Origin of the sequence: Nostoc sp. CHAB 5836 (genome assembly GCF_020829445.1) — a bacterium.
Classification (GTDB): domain Bacteria; phylum Cyanobacteriota; class Cyanobacteriia; order Cyanobacteriales; family Nostocaceae; genus Nostoc.
In genome coordinates this window covers 1-20,478 of record NZ_JAIVFV010000054.1, presented here as the reverse complement: position 1 = coordinate 20,478, position 20,478 = coordinate 1, and the positions used below count along the sequence as shown (strand labels likewise).

Below are 20,478 nucleotides of genomic sequence, written 5' to 3'. Positions count from 1 at the left end.
CGAATTAGACATCTGGTAGAAATTAATTATGCGTTGCCTGAAACCCTTGTAGAGACGTAGCACTGCTACGTCTCTACATTCATTTTCACTCCTATGTCTATTCCATTCGCCAGGGCAAGGGTCAATACAGTTCAGTTAAGGCTAAAACTCTTTGCCAAAGTCAATTTTTTTAACGAACCGCCAAGGACGCAAAGAAAGAGAAGAAAGAGAAGAAAGAGAAGAAAGAAATGGTTAACTGAACTGTATTGGGGCAAGGGTGTTTTTATACTCATTGAGATGCTCGCCTTCTTTATCCCCCACCATAGGCCGCCAGGGCTGATAACTGTTTTAAGATTCCTTGCTGTCTCTGGGAATACTAAATGGTGAAGTCTTAATAAATTCAAAATTATGGTTAGCACTACAGTCAGTATTGCCGGATATTGCATCAGTGAAGAACTCTACAATGGTTCCAGAACGATGGTTTATCGAGGGTATCGAGAGACTGACTCATTACCTGTAGTAATTAAACTGCTGAAAAATCCTTATCCGAGTTTTAGCGAACTAGTGCAGTTTCGCAATCAGTACACCATTGCCAAAAATCTCAATTCACCTTTAATCATTCAAACCTACAGCCTCCAAGGGTATCAAAATGGCTATGGGTTGGTGATGGAAGACTTTGGCGGGATTTCTCTTAAAGATTATTTCACCTCTGTAGAGAGGCGATATATCGCGTCTCTACAAGAGTTTTTAGAAATAGCGATCGCACTGTGCAATACCTTAGATATACTTTACCGTTCGCGGATTATTCATAAAGATATTAAACCCGCCAATATTCTAATTAATCCCGAAACCAAACAAGTTAAATTAATTGACTTTAGTATTGCATCTCTACTACCACGAGAAACCCAAACGCTGATGAGTCCCAATGTGTTGGAAGGGACACTCGCCTATTTATCGCCAGAACAAACGGGAAGAATGAATCGGGGGATTGATTATCGCACAGATTTCTATTCTTTGGGTGTAACTTTTTACGAATTGCTGACTGGTGAATTACCGTTTCAGTCAAATGATCCAATGGAGTTGGTACATTGTCATATTGCTAAAATGCCAACCACATTCGGGAACAGGGAACTCTTAACAGGGAATAGAGAAGAGATTCCGCAGGTGATTTCTGATATTGTTATGAAGTTAATGGCGAAAAATGCCGAAGACCGCTATCAGAGTGCATTAGGAATTAAATTTGATTTAGAAAATTGTTTAACTCAACTTCAAGAAACTGGTAAGATTGAGAACTTTGAAATTGCACAACGGGATGTGTGCGATTGCTTTACCATCCCCGAAAAACTCTACGGTCGAGAAACTGAAGTTCAAACCTTACTTGATGCCTTTGAGCGGGTAAGTCTTGGTGACACCGAACTGATGCTAGTGGCTGGTTTTTCCGGAATCGGTAAAACTGCCGTTGTCAACGAAGTTCACAAGCCAATTGTGCGGCAACGTGGTTACTTCATCAAAGGTAAATACGACCAATTTAGACGCAACATTCCCTTGAGTGCCTTTGTCCAAGCTTTCCGGGATTTAATGGGGCAATTGCTTTCAGAATCCGATGCCCAACTGCAAGTTTGGAAAACCAGAATTCTGGAAGCCCTTGGTGATAGTGGACAAGTCTTAATTGATGTTATTCCAGAGTTAGAACGGATCATTGGCGCTCAATCCCCAGCCACAGAATTATCGGGGAGTGCTGCTCAACATCGATTTAATCTGTTGATGCAGAAATTTGTGCAAGTGTTTACCAGCGCAGAACATCCCTTAGTGATATTTTTGGATGACTTGCAGTGGGCAGATTCCGCCTCACTCAAATTGCTGCAATTGTTGATGGAAGATACGGGACATTTATTAGTCTTGGGCGCCTATCGGGATAATGAAGTGTCACTCGCTCATCCATTCATCCTCACTGTAGATGAACTTGTCAAAACTGGGGCAGTGGTTAATACCATTACCTTACAACCGTTAAGTCTGGTGGATCTGAATCAGTTGGTAAGCGATACGCTCAATTGTGAATTATCCCTAGCTCAACCATTAACTGAATTGGTGTACCAAAAAACTCAGGGTAATCCCTTCTTTGCTACCCAGTTTCTCAAAGCATTGCATGAAGATCAGCACATTACTTTTGACCGCCCTCAGTCCCTCTCCCCAAACCCCTCTCCGACGCACAGAGGGGCTTTGAAGATTGACTCACCTTCCCTTGAAGGGAAGGGGGTACAAGGGGGGTGGCAGTGTGATATTGCTCAAGTTAAAGCTTTAGCAATTACCGATGATGTGGTCGAGTTTATGGCGCTGCAATTGCAGAAATTGCCTGTCATGACTCAGAATATTCTCAAACTGGCGGCTTGTATTGGGGCGCAGTTTGATTTGAATACGCTGGCGATCGTTTCCGAAAAATCTCCAGAAGATGCGGCGACAGCGTTATGGAGAGCATTGCAAGAAGGGCTGATTATTCCGAATACGGAAATCTACAAGTTCTTTACGCAATCGGATACTGTATCGGTTTATCATCGAGCAGGCAATCCGACTTATCGATTTTTACACGATCGCGTCCAACAAGCTGCTTATTCCCTGATTCCAGAGGAGGAAAAACAAGCAACCCATTGGGCGATCGGGCAACTACTGCTGCGTCATACCCCAGTTGAACAACAAGATGCCAAAATTTTTGATATTGTTAACCAGCTAAATGCAGCCATTGATGGAGTCACACAACAGCCGGAACGGGATGAATTAGCTAGTCTCAATTTCAAAGCCGGATGCAAAGCGAAAGCTTCCGCCGCCTACGAACCTGCTTTGAGGTATGGGGCCATCGGGTTAAGCCTGTTATCTTCCCAGAGTTGGCAAAGTCAATATCAACTAATTTTATCTCTCCATGAACTAGCAGCAGAAGCGGCTTGCTCAATTGGTGAGTTTGAGCAAACAGAGGAATTGACTGATTGTGTGCTGCAAGAAGCTACCACGATTTTGGACAAAGTAAAAGCCTATGAAATAAAAATCCAAGCCAAGATGATGAACAATCAACAATTGGCAGCAGTACAGATTGGCTTACAAGTTCTTCAACAATTGAACGTGATTATTCCCGAATCTCCTACTCTGTCAGATATTCAGCAAGCGATGGGAGCAACCGGCACTCAGTTAGCAAGCATAAATATTGAAGATTTAATTCACCTCCCTTTGATGACTGATGCCTCAAAGCTAGCCGCCATGAGGATGTTGTCTAGCATGGCCCCTCCAGCGTTTATAGCGGCCCCAGGCTTATTTCCATTGATTGCGACATCTCAAATCAACCTTTCCCTCCAGTTTGGAAATTCTGCTGATTCAGCCTTCGGTTACGCAGCCTATGGGTTAGTTCTCAACGGCGCTTTTCAAGATATTGAGGCAGGATATCGATTTGGTGAATTGGCTATGCAATTGGTGGATGAACTGAATGCCAATCAGTTAAAGTCCAAGGTTTACTGTCTTGTTGGCTTTTGTACAAAATATGGCAAAAAACACGTCCGAGAAACCTTGCCAATTTTGCAAGAAGGCTACTTGAAAGGTCTAGAAAATGGCGATTTAGAATTTGCAGGTTATTCTGGTTTCAAACAATTTCAGCATCCCTTGTACCTTGGGGATGATCTAGCTACCCTTTTACCAAAAATCGCCGTTGTCTGCGATCGCATGGCCCAACTTAATCAAGCTGCGGCGCTAGATTATCTGACGATTCTGCAACAAGCCATCGCTAATTTGCTCGGCGAGGCTAATGATCCTTGCCGTCTTGTAGGAGATGCCTACAACGAAGATACTGCGCCGCGATCGCAGATGGCAGCAAATAACCTAACTGGAACGTATTTTTTCTACATTTACAAGTTAATTCTCTGCTACTTATTTGGCAGCTATACAGAAGCGTTAGACAATGCCAACGAAGCAGAGAAATATGAAAACAGTGTCACGGGAATGCTCGATGTGCCAGTTTTTTGTTTCTATGAAGCCTTGACACAATTAGCTGTTTATGAGAATAACGATCAGAGTCAAAAAATCTTAGAAAAAGTTCAGGCAAATCAAGTCAAGATGCAGAACTGGGCGCATCATGCGCCGATGAATTTTCAACACAAATATGATTTAGTCGAGGCGGAACGTTGGCGGGTTTTAGACAGTAAATTAGCAGCTATTGAATATTATGATCGCGCCATTTCTGGAGCCAAAGCCAACGGTTACATCCAAGAAGAAGCGCTAGCTAACGAACTTGCAGCCAAATTCTACCTCAACTGGGGTAAAGAAAAAGTCGCCCAAACATATATGCAAGGAGCTTATTATTGTTATGCCCATTGGGGAGCAAAAGCCAAAGTTGATGACTTAGAACAACGCTATCCTCATCTACTACAACCCATCCTGCAACAGCAACGAATCAACCTTAATCCCTTAGAAACTATTGACTTTGCTGGGACTTCTTCATCCACTCGCACTTCTATTACCCACAGCACCAGTATTTCTGATGCCTTAGATTTTACCTCTGTCCTCAAAGCCGCTCAAGCTATTTCCAGTTCTCTAGAATTAGATACACTCATCACCAGCCTTACTCAGATTCTTGTCGAAAACTCTGGCGCCAAAAAATGTGTCCTGTTGCTTCCTCAAGAAGATACTTGGCAAGTTCAAGCAATTACGTTTGTTGCTCATGAAAAAATACAAACTATTTTGGAAACGCAATCAATCGAGAATTGTCAAGATGTTCCCATAAAAATTATCAATTACGTCAAAAATACTCAACAAACAGTTGTTATAGACAATTGCAAAACAGCTATTCCTGGGGTAATTGGGAAATATATGTCGGAACATCAACCCCAGAGTGTGTTGTGTACCCCCATTATTAATCAAGGGCATTTGCTGGGGATTCTTTACCTAGAAAATAAACTGACTCAAGGGGTTTTTACCAGCGATCGCCTCCAAGTCATTAATCTATTATCTTCCCAAACTGCAATTTCCCTAGAAAATGCTCGACTTTACCAACAAGCTGGGCAAGCATTACAAGATTTACAGCAAGCCCAATTAAAAATTATCCAAAGTGAGAAAATGTCAGCGTTGGGTAATTTGGTTGCTGGTGTAGCTCATGAAATGAATAATCCTTTGGGTTTTATTTATGCCAGCCTCCAACAAGCTAAACCCACTGTTGCAGATATTGTTGAACACTTAAAACTATATCAAAAAAGTCTACCAAATCCCGGCGATGAAATCAAATACCATGCCAAAAACATTGACTTAGATTATAGTTTATCAGACTTACCCAAGATCATTGACTCAATGGTGATGGCGTGCGATCGCCTCCACAACATTAGCACCAGTCTTCGCACTTTCTCTCGTGCTGATCAAAATTACAAAGTGCCATTTAATATCCACGAAGGTATCGACAGTACGATTTTAATTCTCAAACATCGCCTCAAAGCAAACCAACAACGCCCAGCAATTGAAGTAATAAATAATTATGGGAATTTGCCCCAGGTTGAATGTTTTCCTGGGCAACTAAATCAGGTGTTTATGAATATTCTGGCAAATGCCATTGATGCACTGGATGAATCAAATACAGGACGGAGTTTTGAGGAAATTAAGCACAATCTCAACCAAATTACAATTAAAACCTCAGTAGAAAATCAAGGCGTGAAAATTGCGATCGCTGATAATGGTCAGGGAATCAATGAAGAAGTCAAACAAAAGATATTTGACCACTTATTTACGACCAAAGGTGTGGGTAAAGGGACAGGATTGGGGTTAGCGATCGCTCGTCAAATCGTTGAAGAGAAACATGGAGGAGTGATTCAGGTAGATTCTAGACCAGGCGAAGGTACTGAATTTGTGATCCAGTTACCTGTGTAGCATATAAGTAAGTCGGCGTAATTAAAAATAACTGGTAATGGCTGTCATTTGTCCTTTGTCATTGGTCATTGGTAAGGATTTTGAGCCTATTTACGTTTTGTAACATAGGTTAATTTATTTTCACCGACTTACTTATACATCCGTCTCCACATTCATCCGAACTTTGAGGAAATCTTCAGCCTAAATACTCATCTCTGCTATTCCATGCTTACTCAATTTAGACAAATACTTCAGAAAAAGTGGTCTTTGAAGTCTCTCCATATCGCTAAGAACCGCCCCAACTCACTTACCCACAAAACACTAATGAATATGGCTTTGCGAGTAACGGGGGTGGTACTCGTGTCTGCTGGGGTGAGCTATATCCATGTCATATCCCGTTTAGAAGACCAGACCCAAACGCAGCTAGAAAAGTACATCAGTGGACGGGGAGAACAAGAAAGCAGCATCTTTAAACTCGCAGAGGATAACCTCACTTTGCTGCGCGATCGCCTTTTGCTGGAACTCAAGCAACCGACTAATATTGACTTCCAGGCTGAATTTGAGCGCCAGTATTTCCGATGGAACGATGGTACTCATCGCAATTTTCCCCAAAATCGACCCCTTAAAGACTTTGATTCGAGTCGATATAGCTCATTAATCATTGGTCGAAATGTGCAAATCACGCAAGAACTAAAGCAGCGCCTGCTAACGGCTAACACAGTGATTAGTGCCTACGGGGCTGCTTGGTCTAATCGGTTTGTTGATACCTATTTCCTGACACCAGAAAATGCTGGAGTTAACTACTGGAACGGAGTACCGCTCTCATTGCTGTCACCGCCTGATCTCTACCTCCCGGAACAGGAATATTTCTATATTGCCGATCCTCACCATAACCCGGCGCGATCGCCAAAGTGGACAGGTGTTTATCTTGATCCCACCATCAAGGTGTGGATGGTTTCGGCAATTGTACCGGTTTATCAGGGCGATCGCTTCCTGGGCATTGTGGGACATGATGTGGTCTTAACCGATCTGATGGAGCATACGATCCAGGATCAATTACCGGGCACTTACAATTTAATTTTTCGCTCAGACGGTCGTTTAATTGCCCACCCTCACCGGACTGCGGAAATTCACCAAGCTCAAGGTCAACTCCAAATCGATGCCATCAACAATCCCCATCTCAACCGCATTTTTAAGCTGGTGACCAATGCTAAATCCCAAACCCAAGTCATTGAAAATAGCCAAGACCGTGAATACTTGGCAGTGACTCGCTTACAAGGCCCAGACTGGTATTTTGTCACAGTCTATCCCAAATCACTGCTATGGGGCGCAGCATTGAATACCGCTCAATTTATCCTAATGTCTGGTGCAATAGGGCTGCTGGTTGAACTGTTGTTGCTCTTGTCAGTGTTGCGCCAACAAATCGCTAAACCTCTCCAGCAATTAACCGCCGCTAGTAACCAACTTGCCAACGGTGATTTTGCGATCGATCTCGATATCATGCGACAAGATGAACTGGGAATACTTGCTAGTTCTTTTAACAGTATGGCAAGTCAATTAAAGACTTCTTTCATCCAACTAGAACAGGCAAATAATGCTTTAGAGTTAAGGGTTGAGGAGCGGACAACAACCTTACAAAAGACACTTGAAGAACTACGTCGTACTCAAGCCCAGATGATCCAAAGTGAGAAAATGTCAGCCTTGGGGCAACTGGTAGCAGGTGTGGCACATGAGATCAATAATCCTGTTAGCTTCATTCACGGCAACCTCACCCATGTACAAAATTATGCTCAAGATTTATTGGAATTTATTCAACTTTATCAGTATCATTATCCCAATCCAGTTGCGGAAATTCAAGCTAAGGCGAAAGAATTGGATCTGGAATTTATTCAAGATGATTTACCTAAGATGTTATCTTCCATAGAAATTGGCACCAATCGCATTCGCTCAATTGTGCTATCACTCCGCAATTTCTCCCGTTTAGATGAAGCTGAATTTAAGGCGGTTGATATTCATGAGGGCATTGATAGTGCATTATTAATTTTGCAACATCGTCTGAAAGATCAATCGCAGCGTCCAGCAATAGAAGTGATCAAAAATTATGGTAATTTGCCTTTGGTGATCTGCTACCCCGGTCAACTCAATCAGGTATTTATGAATATTCTGTGTAATGCTATTGATGCCTTAGAAAACGCAAATCAGCAGCGCACGCCTACAGAAACTGCTTCACATCCCAACACAATTTGGATTCATACTTCCTTGGCATCTGAAAAGCAAATCAAGATTGCGATCGCAGATAATGGTCTTGGAGTTTCAGACGTAATTCTAACAAGGTTATTTGATCCCTTTTTCACGACTAAAGATGTGGGTAAAGGATCTGGATTGGGTTTATCTATCAGCTATCAAATTGTGACTGAACTACATCAAGGTAAACTTGATTGTAATTCCACACAAGGATTGGGCGCAGAATTTGTCATAACTCTACCGATAGAAGGTGATAACTTCCCACACCTCTCTGCGGGGTAAGTGTCACACAATTTTGGATTAATGACAAATTATATTTTTAGACATTTGGGATACTCGCATTAAACAGGTAAATTAGCAGCACTCTGGATATTTTCTAATATTAAATCAGGGCTATTACGTTTAATCAAGCCAGTTAACACTTTACCAGGGCCAATTTCCATTACTCGCTCGATACCGTTGGCTGGTAATTGCAGACAAATTTCTCGCCATCTTACAGAACCAGTCATTTGTTTATTCAGGCGTTGCTTTAAAATCTCAGCATCAATAGATGCAAGTGGTTCCACATTAGACAAAACTGGCACAATAGCGGGCTGAAATTCCACAGATTCGAGAATATCTTGGAATTTTGCCGCAGCTGGTGCTATTAAATGTGAATGAAATGCTCCAGAAACTTTTAGGGGAACCGCACGCTTTGCTTTAACTTCAGTCATCACCGCTTGTACAGCCTCAGTCGTTCCTGAAATCACCACCTGAGCCGAACTATTATCATTAGCTATTACCACATCAGGCGTTTGGGAAATGACTTTTTCTAACTGTTCGCAATCAAAGTTCATCAAAGCTGCCATCATACCACCGACGGCACTATCCATGAGTTCTGCACGACACTTCACTAGATATAAACCAGCCGACCACTCAAAGACACCTGCTACATAAAGGGCAGTATATTCTCCCAAACTGTGGCCAGCAACTAAATCTGGCTGGTGTCCTCGTTCTCGAAGAAGATCGGCAAGAATGCTTTCTATCACATAAAGACTTGGTTGGGTATACAGCGTCTGTGATAACTTTGCTTCTTCGTTTTGACAGATTTCGGTTACAGACCAGCCCAAAATTTCCTCAGCTTGGGCAAATTTGTCTTTAGCGAAGGGTATATCTAATAAGTCTATTCCCATTCCCAATGTTTGAGAACCTTGTCCAGGAAACACCCATGCAGTTTTTGTCATTTGTCATTGGTCATTGGTCATTGGTCATTGGTCATTGGTCATTGGTCATTGGTCATTGGTCATTTGTCATTTGTCATTGGTCATTGGTCATTGGTCATTGGTCATTGGTCATTTGTCATTGGTCATTTGTACTGCCCTTAAGAACGGGACGCACTCGCGTTCGACTACGCTCACCAAGCGCGTAGTCGTTGGCGCAGTCTCTCCAAGAGTTGTATTAGTCATTAACAAAGGACAAATGACTAATGACAAAGGACAAAATATTTATCTTCCCCATCGAAAAATTGCCGCACCCCAAGTAAGACCGGCACCAAAGCCGGATGTAGCAACGATGTCATTGGGCTTAATTTTACCTTCTTGCACTGCTTCGTCCAAAGCTAAGGGGATGGAAGCAGCTGAGGTATTGCCGTACTGGGCAAGATTACTTATAATTTTATGTTCTGGAATATTCAGGCGTTGGGCAACGGCATCGATAATGCGCTGATTGGCTTGATGCAAGACTAACCAATCTATTTGGTCAACGCTGATGTTGGCTTTAAATAAGGCTTTATCTATAATTTCTGGCACTTTTTGCACGGCAAAGCGGTAGACTTCTTTGCCGTTCATAGTAATAGGTTGGTAAGTGCCTTTGGTGACATTTACACCAGTAAGCAGTTCTTGGGAAGCACCTGCGTAAGCAAGGTTGAGGTGATGATTTTGAGTGCCATCACTTTTAAGGGCAAATCCCAATAAGCGATCGCTTTTGTCAGCCTGTAATACTACTGCCCCTGCACCATCGCCGAATAGTACACAAGTGCGACGATCTTCCCAATCTACCCAGCGAGAGAGGATATCTGCCCCGATCAACAGTACATTTTTGTAGACACCTGTTCTAATGTATTGGGCTGCTGTAACCAGACCAAATACGAAGCCAGAGCAGGCTGCTGTCAAGTCAAAGGCTACTGCGTTGGTGGCTCCCAATTGAGCCTGTACTTGACAAGCACTTCCAAACAAATCATCGGGGGTGGAAGTCGCCAGCAGAATCAGGTCTAAGTCTTCTGGTCTAATTCCCGCAGCTGCGATCGCCTGACTGCTGGCAGCAGTAGCAAGTCCACTCAATGACTCAGATGCCACAGCTAATCGTCGTTGACGAATGCCTGTTCTTGTGGCAATCCACTCGTCTGATGTTTCAACTAGTTCGGTCAATGCCTGGTTGTGTAGGGAAGTTGCTGGTACTGCCGAGCCACTTCCGGTAATTGCTACGCCTAAGTTTTGCACTCTTAATCTCCTAAGCTATCAGCCTTTTTGTCTTTTGTCCAATTGTCAGTTGTCCTTTGTCAGTTGTCCTTTGTCAGTTGTCCTTTGTCTTTTACAAATGACCAATGACCAATGACCAATGACCAATGACCAATGACCAATGACCAATGACCAATGACTAACCGCTCTCGCGCTCAAGGATATATTGGGACTGAATTCGTTGTATCACCTCGTTGTCAACAGCTTCTTTTGCCATGCGAATTGCATTAAAAACTGAAGGTGCTTGTGAGCTACCGTGACCGATAAAACAAACTCCTGCCACGCCTAACAGCAAAGCACCACCGTGTTCTGCGTGATCCATGCGCTGCTTAACTCGCTTCAGGTTTGGTTTTAAGAGGGCTGAACCGATTTGACCATGCAATCCTTGGGGTAGTTCTTCCCGCAGAATTTGCAGAATAACTTCTCCAACGGCTTCGGCAAATTTTAACAATACATTGCCTACAAAGCCATCGCAGACAATCACATCAAAACGACCGGAAAGGACATCACGTCCTTCAGCATTGCCAATAAAATTAATTTGAGAATTTTCGCAAAGCATTTGGTGGGCCCGGACAGCTGCATCATTGCCTTTAGAGTCTTCTTCACCAATATTCAACAAACCCACTTTCGGTTCGCTTGTACCTAAGACATACTGGCTGTAAGCCGATCCCATGACAGCAAACTGCTCTAAAAACTTCGGACGGCAATCTACATTCGCGCCGACATCAAGGACTAACACTGGCTTGCCAGCAACAATTGTCGGAAAAACAGTCCCGATTGCTGGACGGTCAATTCCCGGCAATCGTCCTAAGCCCAGTAAAGCAGATGCCATAGCTGCCCCAGAGTGACCGGCAGAAAATACGGCATCTGCTTTTTGCTGCTTGACTAAATCCATTGCCACATTGATAGAAGCCTTGCGTTTGCGTCTAACTGCATTTAAAGGCTCCTCATCCATTGCGATCGCTTCCTCAGCAGGAAAGATCTCCATCTGCCCTAAATTCGTTTTTGGTGGCAAGGCAGCTTCTATTTGTTGGGGATCACCAACTAGTAATATATCTACACCCAATTCTTCCTTTGCTCGCAGTGCGCCAGCAACGATTTCACCGGGTGCGTGATCCCCTCCCATTGCGTCAATTGCGATCCGTACGCGAGTCGATCCCATTGCTCAGAGCGTTTTAGAAAACTTATAAATTTTACCAGATGGCTTTGCCGAAAAAGCTTAACTTTCTGACCGCCAAATTACTTCTGTTACTATTGCAACAATTTTTGCTGACAAGCTCAAGATAGCACGAATTTGGGCATTGGGCAGGGGGAAGAGTGCAGAGGAGAGGAATTTTCCCCCAGCTAATAGCTTCCTGCTCCTTTGCCTCCTCTCGGTATTGAGTTAGAGTCCCCCATTTCTAAAAATGGCGTGTTTGGTGTCGTTGGAGTAATCCCCGAGAGAGTTACTGTGATCAGTGATAACTGTTAACTGTTAACTGTTCAGTGATTTAATTGCCCCGACCGACTAACTCCTCAATCCCCAACACCCAGTTAACTAGTGTCCGAACGCCGTAACCTGTTGCCCCTGCGCCGTTGTAGCCATTTTCTTTCTCTGTCCACACGGGCCCAGCAATATCTAAGTGCGCCCAAGGTGTCTCTTTCACAAATTGCTTGAGGAAAAGGGCGGCAGTAATGGATCCACCTGGACGCGGGCCTGTATTTTTCATGTCCGCAATGCCAGACTTTAGCCCTTCAAAATATTTTTCTTCCATTGGCATCCGCCAAATCTTTTCTCCTGAAGTTTCAGCAGCTTTCTCGATTTGGGAGGCTACACCATCATCGGGGGTGTACAAACCAGCAATATCCTCACCCAAGGCAATGATGTTGGCACCGGTTAGGGTCGCTAAATCCACGATCGCATCTAATCCCAATTTGTCGGCATACACCAAGGCATCTGCTAGGGTCAAACGCCCTTCAGCGTCGGTGTTGTTCACTTCGATTGTTTTGCCATTTGATGCTGTGAGAATGTCTCCAGGGTGCATGGCGCGACCGCTAATCATGTTTTCAGCCACCGCCGAGATGAAGTGAACCTCAACATCTGGCTTAATTTGAGCAATTGCTTTTGCCGCGCCCAAGGTAGCAGCTGCACCACCCATATCCATTTTCATGGTTTCGATGCCACTACCAGCACCTTTGATATTCAGTCCCCCGGAATCGAAGGTTACGCCTTTGCCAATAATTGCCAGTTTCTTTTTGGGTGTACCTTCTGCCTTGTAAGTCAGGTGAATGAATTTAGGTGGCAACTCGGAAGCTTGGGCTACTCCCAAAAAAGCACCCATACCCAACTTTTCACAGTCTTCTTTTTCCAGAATTTTTACTTCTAAACCGTACTCCTTTGCGATCGCCTGAGCAGTTTCGGCTAAAGTAATTGGTGTGACTGCGTTGGCTGGGGCTGCTACTAACTGCCGTGCCAGATTTACCCCGGAAACGATTTGATTGGCGCGGGTGATGGCAACTTCTTGTCCACCAAAACCTAGTAAATCTACGCTTTCTATTGGTGATCCTTTCTCTTCTGGTTCTGATTTAAAGCGAATATCTTGATAAAGTGCTAATTCTACACCTTCGGCGATCGCTTGGGCACTTGTTGCGGGATCGTTGTTCCACAATGGAAAACTAAAACCCAAAATTTTGCTTTTCTGTTTTTTTCCGATCCTAGCTACAGCAGCAGCAGCGCATCGCAGAGTATCTGCTTTTAGTGCATCTGGTTTGCCTAAGCCTACCAAAATCAATTTCCGCACTGGGCTACCAGCATTTACACGGGTGAAGATTGTACTGTTGGCTTTACCTTTAAATTCTTCTTCGGCAATTAGTTCTTTTAAGACCCCAGAAAACTTTTGATCTAAAGTTGCCAATTCTCCAGTTAACTCTACTGCATCTTCAAATAATCCAATTGCCAAACTATCGCCTGCCCACTCTAGCAAAGGCTGATCACTAGGTTGAATTTTCATTTTGCGATTTTGTGTAAATATTCCTTCCTGTACCAGTATTGCTCAAAATTCTTGTTTCATGGTGAGGGGGGTGAGGGGGGTGAGGGGGATGAGGGGGATGAGGGGGATGAGGGGGATGAGGGGGATGAGGGAGCTTAATTCAAAAAGCTGATGCACGATATAAGAGTCATCTTCAAAAACTAGAAGAGGAAGGGTAAGAAGAATGGGTAAAAGCCTAAGAGAAAAAATTAAAGAACAGCCAATAGAAAGCCAAGTTGAAATCGAAAGCCGCGCTCAAGAGTTAATAGCTCAGGAATTAACTAGACAAAAACTTAGGCTAGAGAAACAGCAATATAAAGTTCGAGTTAGAATTTGATATTTGTGAACTCCGCTCGGAACTCGACTTTTTCACCTCCTCTACCTAATGCCCCAATTGCATTTGTGTCAATGTCAAATTTGCTGGCGATCGCTTCTATTATTTTTCGCTCAGCTGCTGTAATCTGATTGTCAAGCTGGGCAATTTTGTAACATTGAGCCAATAAGGGTATGGCAAAATCACGATTTAATTGATTGAGCAGTACATCTAAAGGCTTGGGCGATTTGATGTTTTGGGCAATGGTATCCAATGAGTTAGGAGTGAGGTTTAGAGTTTGTAATTCTGGCAAAATTTCTTTCCAAGTCTTTTCTGGATGACTAGCTAGGATCATCTGAACTAAAATTTGATCCATGATGGCTTCTTGAGCGATCGCACTTTCTAGATACTTTTCACTTTCGGCTTTTAATGTTGCTAATGTCTGTGGTGATGCTAAAGAAGTTGATTCATCCAACTTGGCTTCGTAAAATCGACAAGCAGCATACCCCAATGAATAGATCATCGTTGCATTTGAACTAGCTCCAATTACCGCACCCGCCAAGGGCACATTTCGTAACAAGCCTAATCCCGCAGCTTTTAAAAGACTACCTCCACCTAAAGCCAATCCAAAAATTGCCAAAATTTCACCTTTACGAGCAGGATCTTTTAAATCTAGTCCGTAGACAGATGCAATTTGATAAAGCATTTCTGACTGCAATTTTGTTGTTGCTGTTAAATCAATTGCTAACAATGCCACTGCTATTCCTGGCAAAATACTAGTGGCTAGTCCCACTGTCCCTGCTTGAGTTGCTTTTTCTACCATGATTCGGTGAGCAATCTGGTTGGGTGATTCATTTGGATACTGTTGCTTAAGCTTGTTTACCGCCGCTTCTGCTTTTTCCAAATCAACAAGGTTAGTATCACTAATTAGCCAATTGAGATTTAACAATCCAGATAGTTTTCTAATCAGCCAATTTTCGCTCAGGCGATTCACAAACTGACCACTGCTTTGAGTTGTTTGCTCAATAAACTTGTGTGTTTCTTTCGCCGTGGCTTCTCCCACCCCTACTGCGGTATCTAAAACTGCTTGGCCAGTTTGACCAACAGTTTTAATAAAAGACTCTACTATAGACGGTTCATTTTCTACTGATGATTGAGCCTGGATTTTTACTTCTGAAGTTTCTCTGGGTGAATTAACTAATTTATTCACCTCTATTTCTTGGGGTTTGTCTGCCATTGCTTGACACTTCCTGTAAAGCCTCTTTCTTTCAAGTTATAGCGAAGTTTTAGCGGCTTTGACATCTCTCGATAAGTACAATTCGTTAGAGGTTGTTTGAAAAGTATTGGGCGAATAGAATTCGCTACTACACAAACTAAGTCCACCTGCGTGGACTAATACAAAATCAAGGTTTTTAACCTGCGTAGGCAGGTTTTGTCTCGTGTAGCCGCACCTGTGCCACGGTAGTGAGGAATGGTAATGAAGGAAAAATAAAGGTTATGATCTGGCTGCATTTATGTGTAGCATACTTTTTACTTTTTAACTCTACCTATATCAGCTTTAAATTCTAAAAAGTCGTTAACCTTAAGAATTTCATAGAGATTAATATCTTCCTCTAGCAAGCAAGCGTGTCCACAATTGGGCAACACCACAATCTTTTTATTTGGTAAGATGTTGGCTATCCGCTTCACTTCAGTTACAGAAGGCAAAAGGCGATCGCTACCACCGGCAATTAACAAAACTGGTTGAGTTAAGTTACCTAACTGTTCCTCATCAACACGAAATTCTCGCAGTAAAGACAACCGCCAAAGAACGGTTTCTGATGGGACAGAACGCATAGTTTTCAGCAGATCATGGCGATCGCTCCGAGAAATCCGTGGCAAAGATGCTAGAAACGGCAATAGCCCCAGTGCGCCAAGATCATACAATCCTGATGGCACTAAGTAAGTTAGTTGGGATGCCCAATTCAACCAAGGGCGAAGCTGAAAGGATGAAGCGGGGTTAATTAGGATGATTCGCTTAAATAGGTGAGGTGCTTGGATTGCCACTTTCATTGCCAAGCAACCACCAAAAGACTCACCACACAGGTAAACTGGCCTCTGAGAGCTTTTTTCTAATTCGGCGTGGATCAAGTCCAATACACTCTTAGTTAGCATATCCCAAGTGTTAAGGTCTTTCCGGGGAATCGCCAAAGAGCGCACATCAAAGCCAGTTTCTAATCCTGCGGTTTGCGATCGCAATAGCTGACCTGTTCCATCCATTCCTGGTAAATATACCAACAGCGGATACTCTGGCTGTACTCGTTCAGGAGTCAGGAAACAAGGGTTTAGCTCAACTTCAGAGATAGTCATTGGTCATTGGTCAGTAGTCAATGGTCATTTGTTAATGGTAACGCCGTGTGCAACTTTCTCTCAAACCTAACCCCCAACCCCAACGCTACAAGGGTTGGGGAGTAAGATTCAAAGCCTCTATAGGAGTGGGGGAGAGGAATGGAAATGGGGTTTCAAGAATAAGTTGCACATCGCCTTAATGGTATAAAACTTTTGAACTCTTGATTGTTCTGACAATCCAAAATCCATGTAGACGTCTGGTAGAAATTAATTATGCGTTACCTGAAACCCTTGTAGAGACGTTGCAATGCAACGTCTCTACATTCACAGGACTTACGCAAAATCATGAAAAAACGAACCGCAAAGGACGCAAAGGACGCAAAGGAACAAGAGTTTCAGAGAGTTTTTGCGTAAGTCCTAATTCATTTTCACTCCTATGTCTAATGGCTCTAATAGCAACCTTGACGCAGTAAATTGCTAATTTCACCATGACAGTGTTCTGTCAGTTCAGCCACAACAGTTCTGGCTTGTTTACCATGATATTTTTGATGATGTTGGGGCGTAATCCAATAAGGACGACCGATTAACACTGCAACCCGATGATAAATTACCAAAGGATGCCAGCCACCTTGGTTAAATAGGGGTTCTGAAGGGTCAAATACACTCAAAAGCTTTAAGGGGAAGCCAGAAGTGTTGACCTCTTCTAAGGAGGCGATCGCCATCGGTAAAATTGCTAAATCCTGCACATTCGCTCGCAATGCCAAATGTGCAAATCCCCTCTGAAACTCACCCACCTGGTTTGGTTGAGTAAATTTCACCATTGGTTCAGTCCCTTCTGGAAATACTCCCACCATCTGCTTCGACTGCAATAGCATCTGCGACTGCGAAAAAAAGCTCTGCTGGCGGTTTTGAGTTTCTTCCAAGGGGAAACACCCCAATTGACCGGTGACAATTTCCCGCATGAGTGGCACTTGTCCCATGTAGTGATGGCAAGCAAAGCGAATCGGACTTGATAAAGCCGCCATTAAAATCAGTGCATCCATAAAGCTGCGGTGATTGCTGACTACCAACACACTGGCATCCTGGGGAATGCGATCCTCATAATAGCGAAACATTTGCGTTGAGAGTGCCGCCACCAAAGCGCGAGAAATCTCTAGGGGGCTATTTCGACTCATACTTAATCAATATATTTTCTGGTAAATATGGCAATTCATCTTGACTTAATTTTTACATTTCTTTACTATTCTCATGACCGTCTTAAGATAGAAATATCTCATCCACAAAAGCAGCTAGATTTTCTGCCTTCTCAGTTATGTATTCTTGATTACAATATATCTAATAGAAACTATTCAAAAAAATTATAATTAGTTAATTTCCATCTTTTAGGTAAAAATGAATTGAATTGATCCATATTACAAAACAATTCTTGACCTGATAAATTTGCTAGGATGAAGATGTTTTTGGAAAAAATAGGAATAATATTGTATAATCCCCTGGTTTTGCCGACCAAAGCTAAGATGTAAAACGTTTTAATTAAGTTAATTTTTATTTTGCATGAATCTAGTGAATAAAAAAGAATTGACATTTGCGCTAACAACACCCTTGTATTATGTAAACGATGTCCCCCATATAGGCAGTGCTTATACGACGATCGCAGCCGATGTCGTGGCGCGATTTCACAGGCTACGGGGACATAAGGTATTACTAATTACAGGTACAGATGAACATGGGCAAAAAATTCAGCGATCAGCAGAAAGTTTAGGCAAAGCGCCACAAGAGTTTTGCGATGAAATTGTCCCTAGCTTTATGAGTTTATGGCAGTTACTAGACATTCAATACGATCGCTTTAGTCGGACTACTGCACCTCGTCATGAAGCGATCGTCAAAGAATTCTTTGAGCGAGTTTGGCAATCTGGTGATATCTACCAAGGACAACAAAAAGGCTGGTACTGCGTATCCTGCGAAGAATTCAAAGAAGAACGGGATCTGTTAGAAGGACACCGTTGCCCGATTCATATTAACAAAGAAGTCGAGTGGCGAGACGAGCAAAACTATTTTTTCCGCTTATCCAAATATCAAACTAAGCTGACAGAATTTTACCAATCTAGACCGGATTTTATCCAGCCAGAAAGTCGGCGGAATGAAGTCCTTAACTTTGTAAATCAAGGGCTGCAAGACTTTTCAATTTCGCGGGTGAATGTAGATTGGGGTTTTCCCGTACCAATTGATCCCAAGCACACCCTTTATGTCTGGTTTGATGCGCTGCTAGCTTATGTCACAGCATTACTAGAACCAGACGCAGAACCGACTTTAGCAAATGCTTTAGAAAAATGGTGGCCAATTAATTTGCACCTAATTGGTAAAGATATTCTGCGCTTTCATGCAGTTTACTGGCCCGCAATGCTGTTGTCGGCTGGCTTACCCTTACCAGAGCGAGTATTTGGACATGGCTTTTTGACCAAAGATGGGCAAAAGATGGGCAAAAGTCTGGGTAACACCCTTGACCCTGTGGCGTTAGTTCAGCGCTATGGTAGTGATGCCGTTCGTTATTACTTCCTTAAGGAAATCGAATTTGGCAAGGATGGAGATTTTAATGAAGTTAGGTTCATTAATGTTTTGAATGCAGATTTGGCAAATGATTTAGGTAATTTGCTCAATCGCACCTTGAACATGGTGAAGAAATACTGCGCTGAGAATAATGTCCCATCAATTGGCAATGAAGCCATTCCTGACGAAAATCCTTTGAAAGCAATTGGTTTGCGTCTAGGGGAACAGGTGAAACAAGCATATCAAGAGCTAGCTTTCAATCAAGCCTGCGGGGCTATCCTTTCACTGGTACAAGCCAGTAATAAGTTTATTGATGAACAAGCTCCTTGGTCATTGTATAAACAGGGACAGCAGGAGTCGGTGGAAAAAGTTCTCTACGCAGTTCTAGAATCAGTTAGACTAGCAGCTTATCTGCTATCCCCAATTATTCCGAACATTAGTAGCGATATTTATCAGCAGCTAGGCTTTGGGATAAATTTGAACGATCAAAAACAAAGTTCAGTTAACGCTCCTTTTACCATCCATGCTACATGGGGACTACTATCGAGCAAACAACAGTTGGGTACACCCCAACCGATTTTTAAGCGAATAGAACCCCCGAAAAACGATTAGTCCTTATCAAACTCTGATTTTGTTCAATTTCTTATTTTCTCAAAAAATTTATCGGGGCCTAATTTAAATTAGCTCCGGAACATTATCATAAGCCGCTGTGACTAGCATCTAAAAGTTGGTAATTTGTATCAAAAATAACAGGGATAAAAATTGAGGTATGACAACAATGTTGAATAATTTGGAAAACGATTCAATCTTTACGCCAGAACAGGTTTTGGAGAATCGGGGTAGGGTAGCCATATTTATTGATGGCTCAAATTTGTTTTACGCTGCACTGCAACTAGGGATTGAAATCGACTACACCAAGCTATTGTGTAGATTAACAGGAGGTTCTAGACTACTGCGCTCTTTTTTCTACACTGGTGTAGACCGCACAAACGAGAAGCAACAGGGGTTTCTGTTGTGGATGCGTCGTAATGGCTATCGAGTCATTGCTAAAGATTTAGTCCAGCTACCAGATGGCTCTAAAAAAGCTAACCTGGATGTAGAAATAGCAGTAGACATGATGGCACTGGTAGATTCCTATGATACCGCAGTTTTAGTTAGCGGTGATGGGGATCTGGCTTATGCGGTCAATTCAGTCAGCTATCGTGGCGTGCGGGTAGAAGTAGTGAGCTTGCGTTCCATGACCAGCGACAGCTTAATTAATGTAAGCGATCGCTACATTGATTTAGAAGCCATCAAAGAGGATATTCAAAAAAACCCTCGTCAAAGCTATCCATACCGGCCGTTATCTGGCATAGGTTTTTTGGAAGACCCCAGAACTAGTGATGGACACCTAGAAATCCAAGAATAATGGCGCATCAATTTCATCAAAGAGGGAGAAAGGAGAAGAAAAAAATTCCAAATTTCTCCTCCACTCCCTCCTTCCTGGTTTTACCCTTGACCTTTTTCTTGGTATTTGGTTTAATTTCCTGCGGGGGGAAATCCCCCCCAGCTTCTCAACAAAATGCTGCGGCTTCATGTAAAGTATTAAAAGTATAAAAGAATTCTTCTTGGGTGTATTCCTTGCCTTCAAGAAACTGAATATCATCAACCAATAAAACATCAGCCGCTCGGTAATGCTCTCGGAAACTTTGCATAT

14 protein-coding genes and 1 pseudogene are annotated in these 20,478 nt (G+C 42.8%); 6 read left to right on the top strand and 9 right to left on the bottom strand.

Annotated features, from left to right (window positions below):
- Positions 1–387: 387 nt before the first annotated feature.
- The gene (locus LC605_RS13190; RefSeq protein ID WP_229547986.1) at positions 388–5,868 is read left to right on the top strand and encodes an ATP-binding sensor histidine kinase; all 5,481 of its coding nucleotides are present in this window, start codon (positions 388–390) and stop codon (positions 5,866–5,868) included.
- A 303-nt stretch (positions 5,869–6,171) separates the two neighbouring features.
- Positions 6,172–8,373, top strand: a complete 2,202-nt coding sequence (locus tag LC605_RS13185; RefSeq protein WP_229547985.1) for an ATP-binding protein — start codon at positions 6,172–6,174, stop codon at positions 8,371–8,373.
- Between the two features lie 59 nt (positions 8,374–8,432).
- On the opposite strand, the gene fabD is transcribed toward LC605_RS13185, so the two are convergent.
- A complete protein-coding gene (gene fabD / locus LC605_RS13180) occupies positions 8,433–9,314 on the bottom strand; it encodes an ACP S-malonyltransferase (RefSeq protein ID WP_229547984.1) in 882 nt (293 codons plus the stop codon).
- Between fabD and LC605_RS13175 the strand changes: the two genes are divergently transcribed.
- The gene (locus LC605_RS13175) at positions 9,299–9,499 is read left to right on the top strand and encodes a hypothetical protein (RefSeq protein WP_229547983.1); all 201 of its coding nucleotides are present in this window, start codon (positions 9,299–9,301) and stop codon (positions 9,497–9,499) included. The genes fabD and LC605_RS13175 overlap by 16 nt on opposite strands.
- Positions 9,500–9,575: 76 nt before the next feature.
- Here LC605_RS13175 and LC605_RS13170 read toward each other — a convergent pair whose 3' ends face one another.
- The 4 genes from LC605_RS13170 to LC605_RS13160 form a co-directional block, all read right to left on the bottom strand.
- Entirely contained in the window at positions 9,576–10,568 is a 993-nt protein-coding gene (locus LC605_RS13170) for a beta-ketoacyl-ACP synthase 3 (protein WP_229547982.1), read from the bottom strand.
- A gap of 45 nt (positions 10,569–10,613) precedes the next feature.
- On the bottom strand, positions 10,614–10,745 hold the full coding sequence (locus LC605_RS32940; protein WP_267868519.1) for a hypothetical protein: 132 nt from the start codon (positions 10,743–10,745) through the stop codon (positions 10,614–10,616).
- Positions 10,726–11,748, bottom strand: a complete 1,023-nt coding sequence (plsX, locus tag LC605_RS13165) for a phosphate acyltransferase PlsX (RefSeq protein ID WP_229547981.1) — start codon at positions 11,746–11,748, stop codon at positions 10,726–10,728. The genes LC605_RS32940 and plsX overlap by 20 nt, the downstream gene beginning before the upstream one ends.
- 328 nt (positions 11,749–12,076) lie before the next feature.
- Entirely contained in the window at positions 12,077–13,576 is a 1,500-nt protein-coding gene (locus LC605_RS13160) for a leucyl aminopeptidase (protein ID WP_229547980.1), read from the bottom strand.
- Positions 13,577–13,778: 202 nt separating this feature from the next.
- Here LC605_RS13160 and LC605_RS13155 point away from each other — a divergent pair, with 202 nt between their 5' ends.
- Entirely contained in the window at positions 13,779–13,931 is a 153-nt protein-coding gene (locus LC605_RS13155; protein WP_229547979.1) for a hypothetical protein, read from the top strand.
- On the opposite strand, the gene LC605_RS13150 is transcribed toward LC605_RS13155, so the two are convergent.
- The 3 genes from LC605_RS13150 to LC605_RS13140 form a co-directional block, all read right to left on the bottom strand.
- Positions 13,921–15,144, bottom strand: coding sequence for an EcsC family protein (locus LC605_RS13150; protein ID WP_229547978.1), 1,224 nt, complete (start codon positions 15,142–15,144; stop codon positions 13,921–13,923). The genes LC605_RS13155 and LC605_RS13150 overlap by 11 nt on opposite strands.
- A gap of 293 nt (positions 15,145–15,437) precedes the next feature.
- Entirely contained in the window at positions 15,438–16,256 is an 819-nt protein-coding gene (locus LC605_RS13145; RefSeq protein ID WP_229547977.1) for an alpha/beta fold hydrolase, read from the bottom strand.
- Between the two features lie 428 nt (positions 16,257–16,684).
- Positions 16,685–17,410 (bottom strand): 1-acyl-sn-glycerol-3-phosphate acyltransferase, encoded by a 726-nt coding sequence (locus LC605_RS13140; protein WP_229547976.1) that lies wholly within the window; start codon positions 17,408–17,410, stop codon positions 16,685–16,687.
- Positions 17,411–17,789: 379 nt separating this feature from the next.
- Here LC605_RS13140 and metG point away from each other — a divergent pair, with 379 nt between their 5' ends.
- Together metG and LC605_RS13130 are read left to right on the top strand one after the other, a co-directional pair.
- The gene (metG, locus tag LC605_RS13135; RefSeq protein ID WP_229547975.1) at positions 17,790–19,394 is read left to right on the top strand and encodes a methionine--tRNA ligase; all 1,605 of its coding nucleotides are present in this window, start codon (positions 17,790–17,792) and stop codon (positions 19,392–19,394) included.
- 166 nt (positions 19,395–19,560) lie between these two features.
- Complete coding sequence (locus LC605_RS13130) at positions 19,561–20,190, top strand: NYN domain-containing protein (RefSeq protein WP_229548002.1); 630 nt, start codon at positions 19,561–19,563, stop codon at positions 20,188–20,190.
- Positions 20,191–20,338: 148 nt separating this feature from the next.
- Here the strand turns inward: LC605_RS13130 and LC605_RS13125 are convergent.
- Positions 20,339–20,478 (bottom strand): annotated as a pseudogene (locus LC605_RS13125) (DnaA/Hda family protein); the annotation flags it as partial.